A 17894-nucleotide genomic window follows, 5' to 3' on the forward strand; every position below is an offset into this window, starting at 1 on the left:
CACGCCATACATCTAAAGGTTTCAAAATAGTGCGTGCGCGGAAAGAGATCCCGAATTGCTTGCGGGACCGGTGCCGAAAAGCTATCTTGCCCGCTACCTGACAATTTTATAAAAGAAAGGAAAGACAATGCCCCGGCATAAAGATCACATCTTCCACAGAACCTTGAAAAAAGAATGGCCGAAGATATCACATGGAGAAGGCATTTACCTGTTCGATACGGAAGGAAAGCGCTATCTCGACGCCTGTGCGGGCGTGCATGTAGTCAGTATCGGCCACGGGGTCAAAGAGATTGCAGAGGCCATAGCCGAACAGGCGGAGAAGGTCTGTTTCACCTACGCCCGGTTCCTCACCCAGCCCCAGATCGACCTATCAGACAGAATCGCCGACCTCGCGCCGGAAGACCTGAACCGGGTCTTTTTTGTTTCCGGAGGATCCGAAGCCACAGAGTCGGCCATGAAAATCGCCCGGAAGTACCATCTCGCAACCGGCAATCCCGGAAAGTACAGGGTCATCTCCCGGTGGCAGGCCTGGCACGGGAATACGGTTGGCGCCCTCTCCATGTCCGGACGGTCACCCTGGCGCAAGGACTATATTCCCTACCTGCTGAATTTCCCCCATATCTCACCGCCCTATCCCTACCGGTGCGCCTACTGTAAGGACCACTCAGAGTGCCAGCTCCACTGCGCAGAAGAACTGGAGCGGGTCATCAAACAGGAGGGGAGCGAATCGATATCCGCCTTTATCGCCGAACCGATCCTCGGCACCTCCGCCGCCGGTGTGACCCCTCCTCAGGACTACTACCCGCTCATTCGGGAGATCTGTGACCGGCACAATATCCTGATGATCGTCGATGAAGTCGTCACCGGCTTTGGCAGAACAGGCCGCAACTTTGGCATCGAACACTGGGATGTAGTCCCCGATATTATGGCGACAGGAAAAGGATTGAGCAGCGGCTATACGCCCATAGCCGCAACCGTCGTCCACGAAAAGATCTACAACGCCATCTACAGGGAATCCGTCTCTTTTGTACACGGGCACACCTATGGCGGAAACGCCCTTTCCTGCGCCACGGCTCTGGCCGTACAAAACTATATCCAGACGCATGATCTGGTATCGAACTGCGCCCAGATGGGCGACCTGATGCTGGAAAAACTCCTGCCCCTGCAGAACCTGCCAATCGTCGGAGGCATACGCGGGAAAGGCTTGCTGATCGGCATCGAATTTGTGGCCGACAAATCCACGCGTGCCCCCTTTGACCTCTCAAAAGGAGTAACCTCAAGAATCGTAGATATGGCCTTCGAAAAAGGGGTACTGGTCATGCCCGGAGCCCCCGGCCTGGTTGACGGTGTCGAAGGCGACCATATCGCCATCAGTCCCCCTTTCACAATCACCGAATCGGAAGTACAGCACGTTGTCGATGTAATACGTGAAACCATTGAGGAGGTCTCGGCACAGCTGAGTAAGTAATTCTCGGCAGGGAGAGGAAACATGACAGAAATAGCCCATCGGATCCTCTATGTAAGCGACCCATCCACGATCGCACGCACGGTATTGCCCGATCCAGTAAGAGAAGCAGACCTGCGCAAATGGGTGGATATACTCGCGGACAGCGGAATAGACATATTCAATCAAGAGATATTCTCTCAAGGATGGACGGCCTACTGGCAATCCGAACACTACGAATACGACCAGCGGCCTCAGCACCAGCGGTTCAGACCGTTAATCGAAGCGGGCACACAGCCCCTGGACATCCTCATCGACCAATCGCACCGACGCGGCATGCAATTTATCGCTGGCTTCCGCATGAACGACGGCCATGCCGCGCACAACCGCAAACAGGGCGTCGGCATTGCCGAATATATTGAATCCAATCCACATCTGCGGTTGCACGACCCGCGTCCCGGGCAGAACTACCAGGAACCAGAAGCACTCGACTTCACACATCGCGAAGTTCGAGAATTCACCTATGGCGTCGTAGAAGAAGTCGCCTGCAGATTTGATATCGACGGTGTGGAACTGTGTTTTCGAGACACCGCCTACTTCCCCCCGCACCATGCTGTCGAACGCGCACACCTCCTGACAGATTTCATACAAAATATCCGCACGCGACTGAATGAACGCGGCAAAGAAACTGGCAAAAAACTCATATTTGGTGCGCGCATATACGCAACGCCGGCAGAATGCGAGAGTCAGGGCATAGACATTTGCAATTGGATTCAGAATGGATTGCTCAACTACATCAGCCCGCAAGACACGATGTATGCCGACCACAATTTGCCCTACTCAGAATGGGCGGCACTAACGCGGGAAACAGCGTGCCTGCTCTATCCCGGCCTGCTACCGTGGAACAGCTACCGCGCGCGCTACCGCCTCGGACGCATCCCCTTAAGCCACGCCACCTGCCGCGCACTCGCGCACACCATGTACGGCGCCGGTGCAAATGGCATATCGATCTACAACCATTTTGTGCCCTCCGTGTGGCAGCCGCCTTTTTACCCCCAGGGCATGCAGGTCTTCCACCAACTCCGCGACCCCGAACGCGTCGCGCGCGGCGAACGGCACTACATCTTCGATCCCACCTGGGACGGATTCAGCGGTTTTGGAGCCAATGGCAGACGCAGCACAGGCGTAATCAACGCACAACAACTTCGACTACCGCGCGGCGAACAGCACCCCACGGGTGAATTTCGCTTTCAACTCTATGAAAATCTGCAACACGCGCATTGCGCGACCCTCCTCTTTCGGGGATTTGGCCTGACCGCGGACGATGAAATCGACGTACGCCTCAACGGCCATACCATCCCCGACGAAGCCATCGGACGCACCGCATCCTCTGATCGCGTCACAACCGTAGATTCGACACGGGAAAAAGACGGCAGAAACATACCCTGTACCGCGCAGGGCGGGCGGATCGAATTTCGCACACTCGCGGAAAAACCCACCTTTTCCACGCGCTGGTTTATCCTCTCAGACCCGCTCCTCGAACGCGGCGACAACTACCTGTCCATCACGCTCACCAGAAGCGATCCCAAAGCCACATCCCCCACAATTGTAATCGACGAAGTAGAGATATTCGTCGAACCGCGTTGAAGACCCAAAGCTCTACACCCATCTAAGGGCTTTTCAAAGTGTACTTGCAGAATCTACTGGCTATCAGGAATTTCAAATTCTCCAATATGCATCTGGGCCAGTTTCTTGCGCAGTTTGGGAATCGCGCCTCCGACCGTCTTTCCACCGCGCGACTTACCAAACAGATGTTGGCTCACGCTGGGAACTGAGATGCCGAGTTGTTGGGAAATTTCGTGTTCGGTCATTTTCCTGAAAAAGTAAAGGTGTACGATTTCCCTTTGTCTGGGGGTAAGAACCTCATCCATCAGCTTGAGAACTAGCGGTATTAATCGGGATGTCCACTCACGCTGACGAAATCGTGCCTGGACATCCTCCTCTGTCTCGTAGTGCGGATTCTGTTCAAGAGAGAATTGTTCAAGGATGTTCTGGTCAACCCGAACTTCCCAGAAATCAGGATTGAACTTCGTTCTGCGGGAAAGCCTGGTTTGGGATTTGTTGTAGGACTTGCTCAAACCGACACCTCCTGTCACTGCAGCGGAGAGGGGGTGCCGGGCCAAAAAAAACACGGTTGAACAGCCCCTTTCCATTAGAAAAGTGGAAAAGGCCCATCCAACCGTTATTAGCGGCTGGGCTGACCAAAGGCGTAATCTTTGGCCTTTATTTTATCAATCTCAATATATCTCAGATACTCTTTGGTGTCAAGGCTTTAGGAAGAAAAAGAGCCCTGGCGGGTCCCTTTTCAGGGCGGCGACCGTTATTAGCGGCCACCTCCCACCAGGGCAATAAACCATAAAGGTCTTCACCTATACACAAAATATAAGGCACTTTTCAAAGTCCTATAGTAAAAATTCGAAAAAAAATATAATCAAAGGAGATTTACCTATAGTTGTCCTGGTAGGGATTTGCCCCATGTAATGCCCTGTAAAGCGGCTGCCAATCCCAGCCCGGACCTACATCCCTTGTGGTTAGAGGACGATTCAGGTCTAACTTATCTCCCAGATCCCTGAGGTCCATAAGCTTGTAAAGAGAATGTCCTTTATCGATAATTTTATCTTTTTGCTTGTGGATAACCCCATAGAGATCAATGGGCAGCATGTCGTAGTTTGGAACGCGAAAGCCCGGAGGTATCGCAATAGGCGTAACGAGTAAGCCGTTGTGGTCTCGACTGATGGCCTGTTGAGTGAAGGTGAGCCCACCTAAGTTTTGGGTTATTTGTCTTGAATTTTCTTCGTCGCCGTTGGAGGTATCGTGTTCATAAATTTCGGTCACGGGACTTGAGATGAGATTGGAGGTAAACGCGTTTTGTTCCCAGACGCCATAGTGAACGAGTGAAAAAGTTTTTTGGGGTTTGGAGGTGGCAGCTTCGCGATGGTAAAAGAGATTGCCTATGAAGCCGTTGTTAATGGGGAGTGTAAACTTGTATCGCACTTCCGGGGGTGTGGCATGGGTATAAGTGCCTTCTTGAAATTTCTTTTGCGCCTCGCTGAGTTGTTCGGCAGCCCAGGCCCTTCGAGAATATTTCCCCATAAAGTTTACAAAAGGCACATCGGCTGGTGCATCAAACGTGTTGTAAGCAACACACCAATCGGTTGTGGCTTTGTGTCCGCCTTGGGGAGGGGCATTGTGCCCGCCTTGGGGACCTGCTATGCCTTCACCCATTCGAAGTACAGCGATGTACGGTTTATTGCCTTCAGGTGTGTTTCTTCCGTTGACGCGAAAATAGTTGCCGACTATGATGTGGTTCCTATCCCAACCGATGATGGCCATTGCCGCTCGTTGTAAAAAATAACTGTGAACAATGTAAGCATAGCCTCCCATTCGCAAACTGAGGTATTTGTGACAGTCTTCCATCGTGTTATTGAGCCAGAGAAAACCGCCCATTTTGCCCACAAAGTGTTCTGCATCGCCTTCGCGATTGCCCGCGATCAGATTTGCATCAAAGATGCTCTCAGAATCCCGATTACCAACGCGGCCGAGTCTCAAAAAGCTATTCTCGATATTTTGAAAAAAGCTGTGGTCAACCCGCACGCTGATGGGGTTGTTTGTGCCTTGCCTCTGTTCTAACCCTCCGTCGCCATCACCGGAGCCGACATGGGTGTTATCGAGTTGCAGATAAGCCTTGCCAATGAAAGCACAATGATCAATTCGAAGAAACCGGGCTACTTTGTCATTGGCTCTGAGGGAAGTGCTGATAAGGACGGCTCTAATACCTGTCTCCTGGGTGCGGCGGGGGTAAAAAACACACTCTGTGAAGCGATTGTGATCTCCTCTAATGGTAAGCGGCGTTTTAAACTGGGTTCTGCCTATTTTAGTATTTGAACTGATATCGCGAAAGATAAACCCATGAAACACATTGTGATCCCCTGAGATATCAAAAACAGTGTTCCCCGTAATCGTGACCTCACCGGGATTAATCGATCGCATTTCAAAGGTGTCGTACCGGCTGACCCCTGTTTTTGAAAATGCAACGCGCCCTAAATCTGTGTAAGTACCATCTGAAAAAGCGATGGTCGCAGGACCCGATACATCCTCTATGACGCTGGCGATACCCTCGGTGGTGGGAGAAACCGTAACGGTCTGCTTTTTGTAAATTGACACAGTTGTTGAGCCTATTTTATTCCTCGTTTGCGATAGCAAATCTACCTGTAGAAGGTAAGTCTCGTTTTCCCACTCCGCAGGTTCGATTTTCAATCGCACTTCTCCTGTTTTTTCATCAATAGCGAAAGTGGCTGCTTTTTGTTGGTGGTCTTTTTGTGTGGGTTCCAAAACGTAATGGTGAACGGCTGCAAGATTCCCTTTGAGAAGAATGACGCCAATGGACTCGCCTGTTTTCGCAAGCGTGGAAACCCCAAAGAGCGACTCGCCTTGAAAATCACTGACGGACCCGGTGGTTCTTTTGCCAAAGCTACTGACAAAAACCAGAAAATCGTCAAATCCAATCGCACCATCGCCATTTAGATCGTATCTTGCCTCATACATCTTTTGGCCTTCCCGGGCCCCAAACGCACCTACAAACAGCAAAAAGTCGGGAAAATCGACCACACCACTCTCGTCAAAGTCGGGCGAAGATGCTGCAGACAACAGTTGGACCAACAACGCGATGAGCACAATTGTAAGCGTTTGTATTATACGCACGCGTAAGAGCATATTAAATTCCTTATACGGAGCCTGACCTCGTATAACCCGCCCTATGAAGCAACCTCGTCAAGGGCATTTCCGACAGCCAGAATCAGGCCATCGACGTGCTCATCCTGCGTCGGCAAACTGATCGCACACATAGTCAATCCCTGCCCGCAGAAATAGCCCTGATTGAGCAGAGACAGGAACACGGCGTGTGCCATCGCCTTGTCCGACCGGGTCAAATCGCGATAATCGCGCAACCGGTCAATACCAAAGTGGATACCGAACACCGACCCCGTCACAACGACCTGCGCCACAACGCCCCGTTCGGCAAACAAATCTTCCAGACCAGTCTTCAGACGATTCCCCAGACGATTCAGATGCGCGTAAGCCTCGTCCGTCATAGATTCGAGCGTCGCGATCCCCGCAGCCATCGCCACCGCGTGACTGCTATGGGTACCACTCTGAAAAACAGGTGAAGACCCACTGGAATTATCCACCAGATCCATAACATCCGCTCGCCCGCCAAAAGCCCCGACGGGAAACCCGCCGCCGATCATCTTGCCAAAACACGTCAAATCGGGCCTGACCCCCACATGACTCTGCAAGCCACCCTTCGCCTGACGAAAACCGACAATCTCGTCGAGAATCAGCAAAATGCCGAGTTCCTCAGTAATCGCACGCACCCGCTGGATAAAATCGGGCCGGATCGGGATAATACCCGCCTTTGGATCGAGAATCACACACGCCAGTTCATCCCGGTGGCGCGACAAAAGCCGCTCAACACTCTCCTCATCGTTATAAGGCAAAACAATCATATCTTCCAGCGCGTGTAACGCCATACCCCCCGCACTGGGAACCGCATTGGGCGCAGACACTTCACCCGCGGATTCCAGTGGCGGAGCAGTACTGATCTCCACAGCATCGTGACTCCCGTGGTAACCGCCTTCAAACTTCGCGATCTTCGGCCTGCCGCTGAAACACCTCGCCAGCCGGACGGCGTGCAATGTAGCTTCGGTCCCGGAACTGACAAACCGGATGCGATCAACCGAAGATATGCGCTCGCACATCATCCGCGCCAACCGGGTCTCGACACCCGTCGCAGCGCCAAGCGCGATACCATCGACCAGCTGTCTCTCCACCGCCTCTACGATCACAGGATGGTTATGCCCCAGAACCTGCGCAGTGTGGTGATTCGAGAAATCGACATAAGACCTACCGTCAACATCCTCGAGCACACATCCCTTTCCCCGCCGCAGCGCGATCGGGTACGGCGAAAAAAAATAGGCGCCCTTGGCAGCGCCGGCATTCACTGATCGACCATCCTCAAACATCTGACGGGACATCGGCGTCAACTCGCGATATCTAACTTCAATAGTCTCTTGCGACATAGCACAATCTCCATCACAATTTCAATAAACGTCTCGCATTTTCACCAAGCACCAGGCGCTTCTCGCAATCGCCAATCTTCGCGGTAATAATCTTCCCCAGTTGCGTTCGCGGATCCATAAGCGGAACATCCGAACCGAAAATTACGCGATCGGCACCCGCTTCTGCCACCAGCCTTTCGATCACACCAGGCTCGCGGAAAGTAGAACACGTCTCGACATAAACATTCGAAAACCGCTGTGCCGCCCGGATCGCCTGACTTCTGTACGGCTCGGAATTGCCCGCATGCGCGATCACAAAATTCGCATTCGGATAGCGCCCGGCAATATCCTCGACATAAACGGGCCAACACGTCTCTTCCCCACCCGTATGCGAAATAATCGCCAGACCGCGATCATCCGCAAATTGATAGACCGGATCCCACACCGGATCGTTCAACAGCCAGCGGGAATAGGGCGGATAGATCTTAATCGCCAAAAATCCGAGCGCGTCAATCGCCCGTTCCAACTCCGGCACCATAAATTCGGGCATCAGAGGAGAAACATAGGCAAAGCCGATAAACCTCTCTGGATAGCGCCCCACAAAAGCCGCAGTCTGATCATTACCCGTCGCGCCATCCGGATGAAAGATATTGAACATACAACAGCGATCAATGCCCACGGCATCCATCGCGTGGAGAATCTCGTCGGCATCATCGCCCATCTCAAAAATATCCCATCGGCCGACGTGCCCGTGAAAATCGATAACTTCCCAACCGTCAATCATAGAGAACCCGCTCCAGATTCGCCGCACAAATCAACCTGAGATCATCTTCTGATATCTCCAAATGATGGAGCGCGAACAGCATCGGACCCATCGCATATCGCGGAAAAAACGACCCGTACAGTAGCCGTCCTGCACCAAACTCCCGAACGAGCTTCTCGATCCCGCAGATATTCTCATAACGGCTGAGTTCGAGAAACGCATTGGGCAACACCCGCATCATCGGACGGATCATCATCGAATGCGTATAATGCGCGCCGACCAGCACAACAGTCAGATCCGGATACCCACCCAGCGTATCGACAATCTCAGCCGGAGGCGTATCCGCCAGCGAGACCCAGAGAGGAATACCCTCGGCACTCAGCCATGCGAGCAAATCACCATAGAGCCACGAAACAAATGGCAACCTGCACTCCTCGGTATTGTGCAGCCGAACGCTCGAAACGACACCGTCCCGGTGGAAATCGCACAACTGCCTCAGCGAACCGGAATCGCACCCGGCGACGAACTGGGGAACCAGCGCGTCATTTTGCCCCGTCACCCCGGCGAGCGAATCATTCCCCTGCATCGGACTAATCCATTCGCCTTGAACGGAATAGACAAGCGCGCGATCAACCCCGTGGCGCGACATCTCTTCGAGCAACTGATCGGGTGAATCGACAGGAGATCGCCGGTCGTGGCGATGACCGACCCCGACATTGGCGTCAAATACGGGAACGCGAGATCTAAAAGACAAAGACATGTCGGGCCATCTCCTCACTTTCGCGTCACCCGCAACACGCCCTCATCGGCATCCACCACCACGTAGTCGCCCGTAGCGATCAGCTCAAACGGATCCTGTTCCAACTCCGTCATCATCGGAATCTCATTGACAATACATCCAAGAGCGGCCAATCCATCCACCTCCACATTGACAAAAGCCGCAGGCGCGTTGCCCTCCAACTGTGCCAGATTCAAAACCATAGGCGTGCCCGAAGAACCTTTGGTCGAGCGGATAACCAGCACGCGCCCCCCCAGAGAAATCCCCTCCAGAGGATGCCCCACGCCGATCACCTTTCCGGTAACTGCATCCACCTCGCCCCAAAACGACAACGTCGTATCGGCCACCAGCGCCTCGCCCTCCGCGTATCCCTTAACCACGCCGTGTCCCCTGATATCAATTGTATCAGCCATCTCCGAGCCACCTCCCGGCAACAGCCGCGCGTACGCAAGCCTCCGTCTTGGCAATAATCACTTCCGCCCCCACCATCCCCCGTGCGTAGTGCGCCTGCTTAAAACCGTGGGTCACAATGCGTTTCGCCGGAATCCGCATATTGGTCGGACAGGTATCGCAAAGAATGCGCCCGCCAGCCGCCTCGATAATCTCCGTATAGCCCATCCTATCCGCATTCCCCTTGGTACCCCGCGCCGTATCGATCCACAAGCGCACGCCTTCCGCCACCTTTTTCCCCTTCAAAAGAGCGGCAATCTTCGACAATTCATTAATAGACGCATGCGGGCAGCCCAGAATTACCGAATCGATTTCATCTCCCGTGCGCACCCGCAAAGACTCATAAGTCTCCCTCAACGTCTCCGCATCAAACGTCAAATAATCCTCTGGAACATCCCCCTGAAAAGCCGCATCTATCGTGGGTGCCTCTGGCGTAACACCCGCGATATGACACATCGTCACCCCGCCCGAAGTCGCCAGCGCCGCACACAGTTGCTTGGCCTCGTCCTGAGAGGGCCGACGCACGCCACTAAACACCGGAATACCCAGCCCCGCTGCCTTCCCTGCAAAATAGCCCAGCGCACCCCAATCCGGTGGATCCTCCAACTCCGCCGTCACCTCTATCCGAAGCGTACCCTTGCGGTTCTCATCCAGCAACACGCCAAACTCCGGAACCAGCCCCAGAAGCGAGGCGGCTATCGCGCTCTCCGTACCGTGCCGCGTAGTCCGCGCACCCAGAATAGAATTCGCATAAACCACCGCAGACGACTCCGTCCACGCCAGAACCTCCCCCTTAAGCGGCACATTGCCCACCAGATACGGAGCACAGGTAAAAGTGGGAATAAACCCCGCATCCGAAGCCAGAACCGCCAGATCCTTCTGCATCTGTACCTGTTCGGGATCATTTTCGGGCACATCCACATCATCCAGAGTCACAAACGCCGCATGCACCGTACAGGTACATCCGGGATGCGTCCCATGAGAACACGCCTCCACGAGATCGGCCATATATCGGTCCATCGTCTCTTTGGACGCCCCCTGAGCCATCAAATTGGGCACCGGCAGCAAAGCGTGTGTATTATCCACCTTAACCAGCCGTTTTGCCCCCATCACCTTGCCCCAATCAACCAGCCAGCGCATGCACTTAGCCAGATAGTCTCCTCGCAACCCATCCAGAACCGCCTGCTGTTCTTCTGTCAGCTCCATAAAACCCTCCTCAATTACCAACCGGATCGATACCCGCCATCTCGTAATTCCTGATCCAGTCGTGATGGGACCGCGCCACGCTCTCCGGATTGACCTGACTACGAGCAATAAAACCCGGCACATTCTCACGGCCAGTCGGAAGCCCAATGCGGCTATAGCGAACATCCAGACTCCATCTGACCGAATTTGTCGTATGCGGGGTTGATCGATGCAAAACGCGCTCCATCGTCAACAATACATCGCCCACATCCACCTCGCAGGTCACGACCTCAGAATCTGGTAGATCGCTTTCGAAGACCCCTTTAAAGTGGGGCGTCCGATAATCATGCGGCAAAAGACCGACCTGATGGGAGCCGCGAAGCACCTGCAAACACCCATTTTCAGCCGTCGCCTTAACCAGTGGGATCCAGAAATTGACAAACAGCGTCTCTCCCGCATCCTCCGGTATGAGATAAGCCAGATCCTGATGCCAAGGCACCACGGTCGCCTCCAGATCCGGCAATTTAGCGCGTAGATTAGACTGCGGATGGGCAAAAATTTCAGGACCGATCAGAGATTCAGTCGCATCCAGTATAGCGGGATGCGTCCTGAGCGCAAACATCCCGGGCGTCTTAAACCTCTTCCCCTGAAAATTCTTCCAGATCCGCTCTGGCTCCGAACAGGCATTCGACACCAGAGCCAATCGGGTCTCAAAAGACGCCTCGGGAAACGTATCCCCCGGATCGAGCAGCCCCTCATCCACCGCCGCGTCCACCACCTCATCAATTTTAGCAACAACTTCATCGACAAACGGTTGGTACGCTTCTTTGGGAAGCTGATCGCGGACGATCAAAAAACCATCATCGTGGAACTGCGCCACCTGTTCCACACTCAGTCCATATTCCATGGGAAACCTCCAATAAATTTTTACCCTCTCATCGCGCATCTCACCGATAGCCGGATCATCCGGCTCACCCCTTCACAAAACCGCCAATATTTTCCCCACCTCATCCTCAAAAATCATCTGCCACTCAGGCGCCAGCATACAATCGCTATCTTCTTGCGCACCACCCCGATTTTCGAGTTGCTCTGCCGTTGGCGTATAATAGATATAGCCATTTGTAACACCCGCGACAAAAGTGAACTTATGCGGGGACCTTTTCTTAATATTGAGACCGATCTCCACCGACAACTCACCCGGAAACGTCACCAGAACAAAATCTCCAACCCTCAAACCCATCATCTCAACTTCAATTGTACTCTCTTCAGAATCTACATTCCGCGCCTGATGTTTTTTAAGCAAATTTAGATTAATCTGGATCCTCGTCAATTGCTCCATCGCGTAAATATTCTCAATATACCGGTCCATATTCGCTCTATTTTCGGCATCCAGCTTCTTCAAACCATCTCTCCCCATCATCTCCTCATGTAAATAACGATGAGAATAATAAGATGGAAAATCGCGGGAAAGATTGTATTTCACATACAGAGGAATAAACGTCTTCAAATTGAGACTCGTCCCCTTCAAAGCCTGAAGCAATTGTACCTGTTCCGCCTGTAGAGATTCGATACGCCCCGCGAGATCGGCCCTCGGCAATTCAATAGTCTCCCGGATAACCTTCAACTCCCCACCCTCACTACTACGAATCTTTTTCAACCCCTGCAACGTACTAAGACCCAGCATATTTCCCAAAATTTCGGCATCCCGAGGATTATTGACATCCTTGTACAAAATCGGATTGACATCCCCCCCGCATCCTTGCAAAAACAGAGCAATCGTATCCTCGCTCAAATTATCCTCAATCACCCTTGACGCAAACCCGGAAATATCCGCCGTATTCTCTCTACTCGGCACCTCCAGAATCGGATGACACGCAAAATTGAAAATAACCGCCAGCGTCTCTCCATTCTCCCTATCCAACCGAAGAATGCCAATCTCCGGATCAACTGGCCCAACCGAAGCGACCTCCTCATCGGGCGGAAGCGAGTATGCATGGCGGACATCGGCTTCCCTTCCATTCTTCAACCTGAGCCTGCGGTTCTCCATAATCCTATCCTCGTAGCCGGTGCCTGCACCGATACGTACGGGGACCATATTTTGCCACGCTTCCACGACCGCCCGCACCGTTCGCGCTTCCACATCTGCACAGACCTTACCGTGACAATGGCTGGCATTAATCAGAATACGCGCAGGATCGAGATTTAACTCCCTATTCAATTGCGAACGCACATTGGCGAGAAAATCATTTCTGATAGAACCGATCTCAGCTATCGCTACCGCATCTACAGTCACAATAACAGCTATCTCATCACCAGACCTCAGAACCAGAGCTTTAACATAAAGTGGATCATTCGCCGGTCCCGCCTCCGGATCAGTTATCACTACCTTTGCAACACCCGCCAGGAGATTTCTCGAAATCGTTTCCATACCTTAACTCAAAGCCCCAGATCTCTCTGATTGTAATTTTTCAAAATACTCTCCCGCGTCTTCTCATTCCAGCGATTGGCATCCTCCTCCCCGATCAAAGGCTGATAAACATAGCGGGATTCATCCGGAAATCGCTGCTGCCGCGCATCAATCCCCAGCGCGATCAAACGAGAACGCTCGTAGATACGCGCCTCGTCGTAAATCACCTGTTCATCCCCACGCCTCACCCGCGCATTCAGCACAGAAGACCGACGGTGAAAGCCAAAATTGATCGTCATCCGCTTATCCGGCGACGTATTGGCAAACGAAGCGTGCAGAGCCTGACGATTGGACATAACCACATCGCCGGGCTCACACACCATGGGAACCGCCCCCGGCAAACGATCAGAACCACCGTTTGCCGCAATCATCGCTTTAATATCCAGCTTGCCCTGCTTGTGCGACCCGGGAATAACCCAAACCCCATTGGCCGCTGTACTACCAAAAAGCTGAGCCATAAAATTAAACCCGTGCGTCCCCTCATCCCAATCGGACCTATCCCACTGCGTGGTGCCATCCTGATGCCAGGCCACCGATGCACCCAGCCCCGGCTGCTTGACAATAACAGACTCCGTAAACGGCGTGAAATCCGGTCCATTGATCTGCTCTGCAACAGACAGTAGTTGGGGATGACCATAAAGCCGCAAACAAGAATCCATAATTTGCAATGGCGCAGCGATATTGGAAATCACATAATCCGGCGCATCAGCCGGAGGCTCTGGCTCCGACATCCTGGCCGGATGCCGCCCATTATTGCTCGATGTACCCCCCACGGGATCGCTCAGCGGTTTGACAAAACGAAAAGGCTGTCGCGCCAAATCCGATCCAAGTGCTTTGCGGCCCATTGAATCGACCAGCGCATCTTTAGTATGCGGCGCCCGCGCAAACGCATGCGCCAGATCCGCCTGCAAATCTTCGAGCTCCTCATCGCCCAGCGCACCTTCAAACACATAAAAACCCACGCGCCAATACGCCTCTACAATATCCTCATACAGCGTACCGTCCGCATTAAACTTGATAGCACCGCGATTCCCCAGTGAGAATGCCATCTCCTCGCCCGCGCGGATATAAGCATCCATAGTATCTTCTGATTTAATCTCCATTTTATTCTCCTTTTCACACTTCTACCATCCATGCGTCCAGTGCGGCGTTGACGGAAACCAGATATAATCCACAAGCGAAGAAAGCGCGCACCCCGTCACATATCCAACAACGAGACCAAAGAAAAACGGACGCACGCGATTGTAAAGCGGGATACCGCCAAACCGCAGAATCATATGCTTGGCCGACCACGTCAGAAACATACTGAAAGCATAAGTCCTCGACCCCAGACTAATCTGAAAAGCCAGTCCCATCGGATGCAGTGGCCACCAGGGCACGCGATTTCGCAAAAGCGTGAGCAAACCGGCAAAAACCACGCCCAGAACCCACACAGTCGCCTTAGCCGGATCGAACACAGTCTTATCGGCCTGCACAATAATTGAAACCATGCGATTATAGAGATTCCGATTACCACCTTGAAATCCACCCAACCCCAAATTCTGCGCCGCATTGTCATAACCCAGATAAATCGTATAGAGCATAGACGCGAAAAAACACGTCGAAAAAGCCAGAAAAATCGTCCAAACAACCCGCTTCCGTCTCACTTCGGACGAAAAAAGCTTGAGATGGTGGGGCAGCGAGGGCCAGACCGGAATGCGGTAATTCCCAAAAAACATATTGGAATTGACGAGACCCAGACCAACGACCTCCTTGCGCGTAAACGTCGAATAGCCAATCAGACTCTCAATAATTCGCCCACCCCGGACCGCCACTGGAAACAAATAGGAGAACCCACTCGCCGCCGTGTATTTCGCAATAGTAAAATAGGCAATATAGAGAAGCACCACCTGAAGAATCGCAAGGGGCAACGAAAGCCCCATATACGTGACAAACCCCACGACAAAAACCGTAGAAAGTCCCAACCCCACAAGCGCGAACCGGTAGGGAATAAGACCATCATCCTTGGGAGACCGACAGCCTTCCATCGCCGCCTGAAACACCCTGCGCAAATGCCCCCGAGCAATCCACACCGACCACAGCGCGAGAAAAACAAAAGCCCCGTGGGATTCCAAAAGCAGAATCTCATACGCATCTGCCTGCTGACCCGTATAGCCCACCGTATATCCAACGCGATTGATAAATCCCTCTTTCAAAATCGCAAAAAGTCGAAATGCCCAAAAAGAAAGAAGAATATCGAGATTGCACAAATAGGTCAGCCCGATAACGGGCGGCATAATACGCAGCCTCAAAGGCGGGAAATGTTCTGCAATAATAACATCCTTATTCGCGATACGCACCGAATCGTAAATCCCCATATGGGGCAAATTAGGCGCAAAATACGTGATGATATTATAGACATAAACCAGCAGCACAACCAGAACACCCGCCCAAAAGATACCGTCTTTAAACATCGCGGGAATGCGCTCTCTATCGTCAAAACCCTCGGTCAGCGCGACGGGAAAAGTCACCAGAGGAAACGTCAACTTTTCGGCATCTTCCCACTGCCTCTGAAAAATAACCGAAACACAAAGCGCGGCCACCACAAGCGCGATAGACAAACTGAACCACCAGCAAAGTGTGCCTACCCAACTGCCCCACGGAATGCTCTCGCCCGGCGGCAAGCCCTCGTAAAAGGTCGTTATGGACCCCTCCGACACCTGGGGCAATACCCACCAGGGCATAACATCGAAGAGAAACTCCTCCCATCGGTTTTCCGGCGAAGCATAATAAGTAGGAGAACTGACAATACCGCCCCAGTACGTGGCCCATCCCGCAACGGGAATTGTCCCCACGATCCACGACATACTGTAAATCAAAACGAGTTCAGAACTGGAAAGCGCAATGCGGGGCCAAAAAAATCTGAGAACGAGATTGACGCCAATCCATCCCACAAAAGGCAGCAACACAGACATCGGGAGTTGCGACTTGACCAGCGCACTATTGACGAGCACCATGCCCGTGTAATTCGTATAAGTATTGAGCAAAACCCCCGTAGCCACGCCCAATACAACCGCCCGCACGGTAATAACCGGCCGTTTTTGTTCGGATACATCCTCTAAAGGTTGAGCGCGTGCCATAACGACCTTAGTCATCATAAGTGACGACCACATCATCGCCGTCAATCTCTACCGCATAGGTCTTGACATACACCTCCGGATCCACCAGACAGCGTCCCGTTGAAATCTCAAAAGACCACTGATGCCACGGACAGTGCAGAATCTCGCCATCGCCATCAATGGAAATCTCGCCTTCTCCCGCCGAAGGCGGCGCCAGGGTCGTCACCCGACCGCCGAGTGTCCCTGTGCAAAGCGGACCATTCTTATGCGGACAAATATTGCGAACCGCGTAAAACGTCCCCCCCACATTAAAAATGCCAATCCCGGCGCGCCCGCGAAATGGCACCACAATTTTGCGCTGACCGGGCGGGATCTCCGAAACCCTGGCAACTACAATACGCGCCATTTACACAACCTCCATACGCAGCATCTCCAGGGCATTATCGGCAAAAATGCGCTGGTGCAAATCCGCTGCCAACCTGGGAAATGTCGTCACGGGATCATTCCAGTCAAAATGGGGAAAATCCGAACAATAAATAAGGGTCTCATCCGCGTGTAACATATCCAGCATCTGGTGTATCTGCTCGGGTCGCTCAGGCTCGTGCAGGGGCTGTGAACCAACCCGAATATGGTCGCGAAAATACTCGCTCGGCAAACGCTTGAGCCACGGCGTCTGATCGCGCAACGCCTTCCAATCCGAATCCATGTGCCACATCAGCGGAACAGCCCAAAACTGCTGTGCTTCAATAAGCGCAAACTTCAAATTTGGAAACTTCTCAAAAACACCCTCGCAGATCAACGACGCCGCGTGGGAACTCGCCATATACGGTCGGCTCATCCGGGACTCCATATAATACGTGGGAAAACCCACCGGAGTCGGAACAGTCCGCGTCGCTCCCCCACCGCCGCCCACATGAGAAACCACCGGCAACCCGTGATTCTCACACACCTCCCATATCGGATGGTACAAGCGATTGCCAAAAGGCATCATCGTACCCATCGGCACCATCACCGCAACCGTATCTTCGCGATGCGCCAGCCTGTTGATTTCATCGACCGCCTGAGACGGATCGGTAGGCGAAACGAGAATCGCATTGACGAGACGGTCATCGCGACTGAGCCAGTGCTCAATCGTCCAATCGTTGAACGCGCGACACAGCGCAGCCGCCCAATCCGGATCCGGCAAACCCGAATACCCGTAAAAAGGCGGTGGACCCGTCAAAAGCGCGTAATCGATATGCCAGCGGTCGAGATGCTCCTTCTGCAAAAACTCAACGGAAAAATTGAAATCCCGCTCTTTGAGATCCGGATCTTTCAAATCCGGTCGATTGGCGCGGAAAGGCATATTGGGATATCCACCGCCGGGCAGATGCAAACCCTGATCGTAGAGATGCTCCTGATAGAACTTGGAAAGATGCGGCAACAAATCTTCCGGACGGCGAAAATTTTGATGTACATCGCAATCGACAATTGCAACACCTTCTCTGGACTTTCCAGTCCAGCCCGGTGCCGTAATGGGTGCAGCACCTATTTTTCCACCTATATCGCTCATTTAATCCTCCATATCTACTTTAATAGGTGTTTTAATACCTG

At 52.8% G+C, this 17894-nt stretch carries 15 protein-coding genes; 2 read left to right on the forward strand and 13 right to left on the reverse strand.

The window, feature by feature from the left end; all coding sequences use genetic code 11:
- Nucleotides 1-127: 127 nt before the first annotated feature.
- Together OXH16_03795 and OXH16_03800 are read left to right on the forward strand one after the other, a co-directional pair.
- A complete protein-coding gene (locus tag OXH16_03795; protein MCY3680492.1) occupies nt 128-1468 on the forward strand; it encodes an aminotransferase class III-fold pyridoxal phosphate-dependent enzyme in 1341 nt (446 codons plus the stop codon).
- 21 nt (nt 1469-1489) lie between these two features.
- Nucleotides 1490-3091 carry a family 10 glycosylhydrolase gene (locus OXH16_03800; GenBank protein ID MCY3680493.1) on the forward strand — a complete coding sequence of 534 codons (1602 nt, stop codon included), beginning with the start codon at nt 1490-1492 and terminating at the stop codon, nt 3089-3091.
- Nucleotides 3092-3144: 53 nt separating this feature from the next.
- Here the strand turns inward: OXH16_03800 and OXH16_03805 are convergent, their stop codons facing one another.
- The 13 genes from OXH16_03805 to OXH16_03865 form a co-directional block, all read right to left on the reverse strand.
- Nucleotides 3145-3582, reverse strand: a complete 438-nt coding sequence (locus tag OXH16_03805; GenBank protein MCY3680494.1) for a sigma-70 family RNA polymerase sigma factor — start codon at nt 3580-3582, stop codon at nt 3145-3147.
- 364 nt (nt 3583-3946) lie between these two features.
- The gene (locus OXH16_03810) at nt 3947-6217 is read right to left on the reverse strand and encodes a hypothetical protein (GenBank protein MCY3680495.1); all 2271 of its coding nucleotides are present in this window, start codon (nt 6215-6217) and stop codon (nt 3947-3949) included.
- Nucleotides 6218-6258: 41 nt separating this feature from the next.
- On the reverse strand, nt 6259-7581 hold the full coding sequence (locus tag OXH16_03815; GenBank protein MCY3680496.1) for an aspartate aminotransferase family protein: 1323 nt from the start codon (nt 7579-7581) through the stop codon (nt 6259-6261).
- A 13-nt stretch (nt 7582-7594) separates the two neighbouring features.
- A complete protein-coding gene (locus OXH16_03820) occupies nt 7595-8344 on the reverse strand; it encodes an amidohydrolase family protein (protein MCY3680497.1) in 750 nt (249 codons plus the stop codon).
- Nucleotides 8337-9083 (reverse strand): hypothetical protein, encoded by a 747-nt coding sequence (locus OXH16_03825; GenBank protein ID MCY3680498.1) that lies wholly within the window; start codon nt 9081-9083, stop codon nt 8337-8339. The genes OXH16_03820 and OXH16_03825 overlap by 8 nt, the downstream gene beginning before the upstream one ends.
- A 14-nt stretch (nt 9084-9097) precedes the next feature.
- Nucleotides 9098-9514: a DUF126 domain-containing protein gene (locus OXH16_03830; GenBank protein MCY3680499.1), complete on the reverse strand. Its 417-nt coding sequence runs from the start codon at nt 9512-9514 to the stop codon at nt 9098-9100.
- Nucleotides 9507-10757 carry an aconitase X catalytic domain-containing protein gene (locus OXH16_03835; protein MCY3680500.1) on the reverse strand — a complete coding sequence of 417 codons (1251 nt, stop codon included), beginning with the start codon at nt 10755-10757 and terminating at the stop codon, nt 9507-9509. Before OXH16_03835 ends, OXH16_03830 begins: the two co-directional genes overlap by 8 nt.
- 10 nt (nt 10758-10767) lie before the next feature.
- Complete coding sequence (locus OXH16_03840; GenBank protein MCY3680501.1) at nt 10768-11643, reverse strand: phytanoyl-CoA dioxygenase family protein; 876 nt, start codon at nt 11641-11643, stop codon at nt 10768-10770.
- 72 nt (nt 11644-11715) lie between these two features.
- Nucleotides 11716-13164 (reverse strand): hypothetical protein, encoded by a 1449-nt coding sequence (locus tag OXH16_03845; protein ID MCY3680502.1) that lies wholly within the window; start codon nt 13162-13164, stop codon nt 11716-11718.
- A gap of 8 nt (nt 13165-13172) precedes the next feature.
- A complete protein-coding gene (locus OXH16_03850; protein ID MCY3680503.1) occupies nt 13173-14306 on the reverse strand; it encodes a phytanoyl-CoA dioxygenase family protein in 1134 nt (377 codons plus the stop codon).
- A 21-nt stretch (nt 14307-14327) separates the two neighbouring features.
- On the reverse strand, nt 14328-16322 hold the full coding sequence (locus OXH16_03855; GenBank protein ID MCY3680504.1) for a hypothetical protein: 1995 nt from the start codon (nt 16320-16322) through the stop codon (nt 14328-14330).
- Between the two features lie 7 nt (nt 16323-16329).
- Nucleotides 16330-16707, reverse strand: coding sequence for a Rieske (2Fe-2S) protein (locus tag OXH16_03860; protein MCY3680505.1), 378 nt, complete (start codon nt 16705-16707; stop codon nt 16330-16332).
- Nucleotides 16708-17853, reverse strand: coding sequence for an amidohydrolase family protein (locus OXH16_03865; protein MCY3680506.1), 1146 nt, complete (start codon nt 17851-17853; stop codon nt 16708-16710).
- Nucleotides 17854-17894 lie beyond the last annotated feature (41 nt).

The organism is Gemmatimonadota bacterium (assembly GCA_026705765.1).
Classification (GTDB): Bacteria; Latescibacterota; UBA2968; order UBA2968; family UBA2968; genus VXRD01.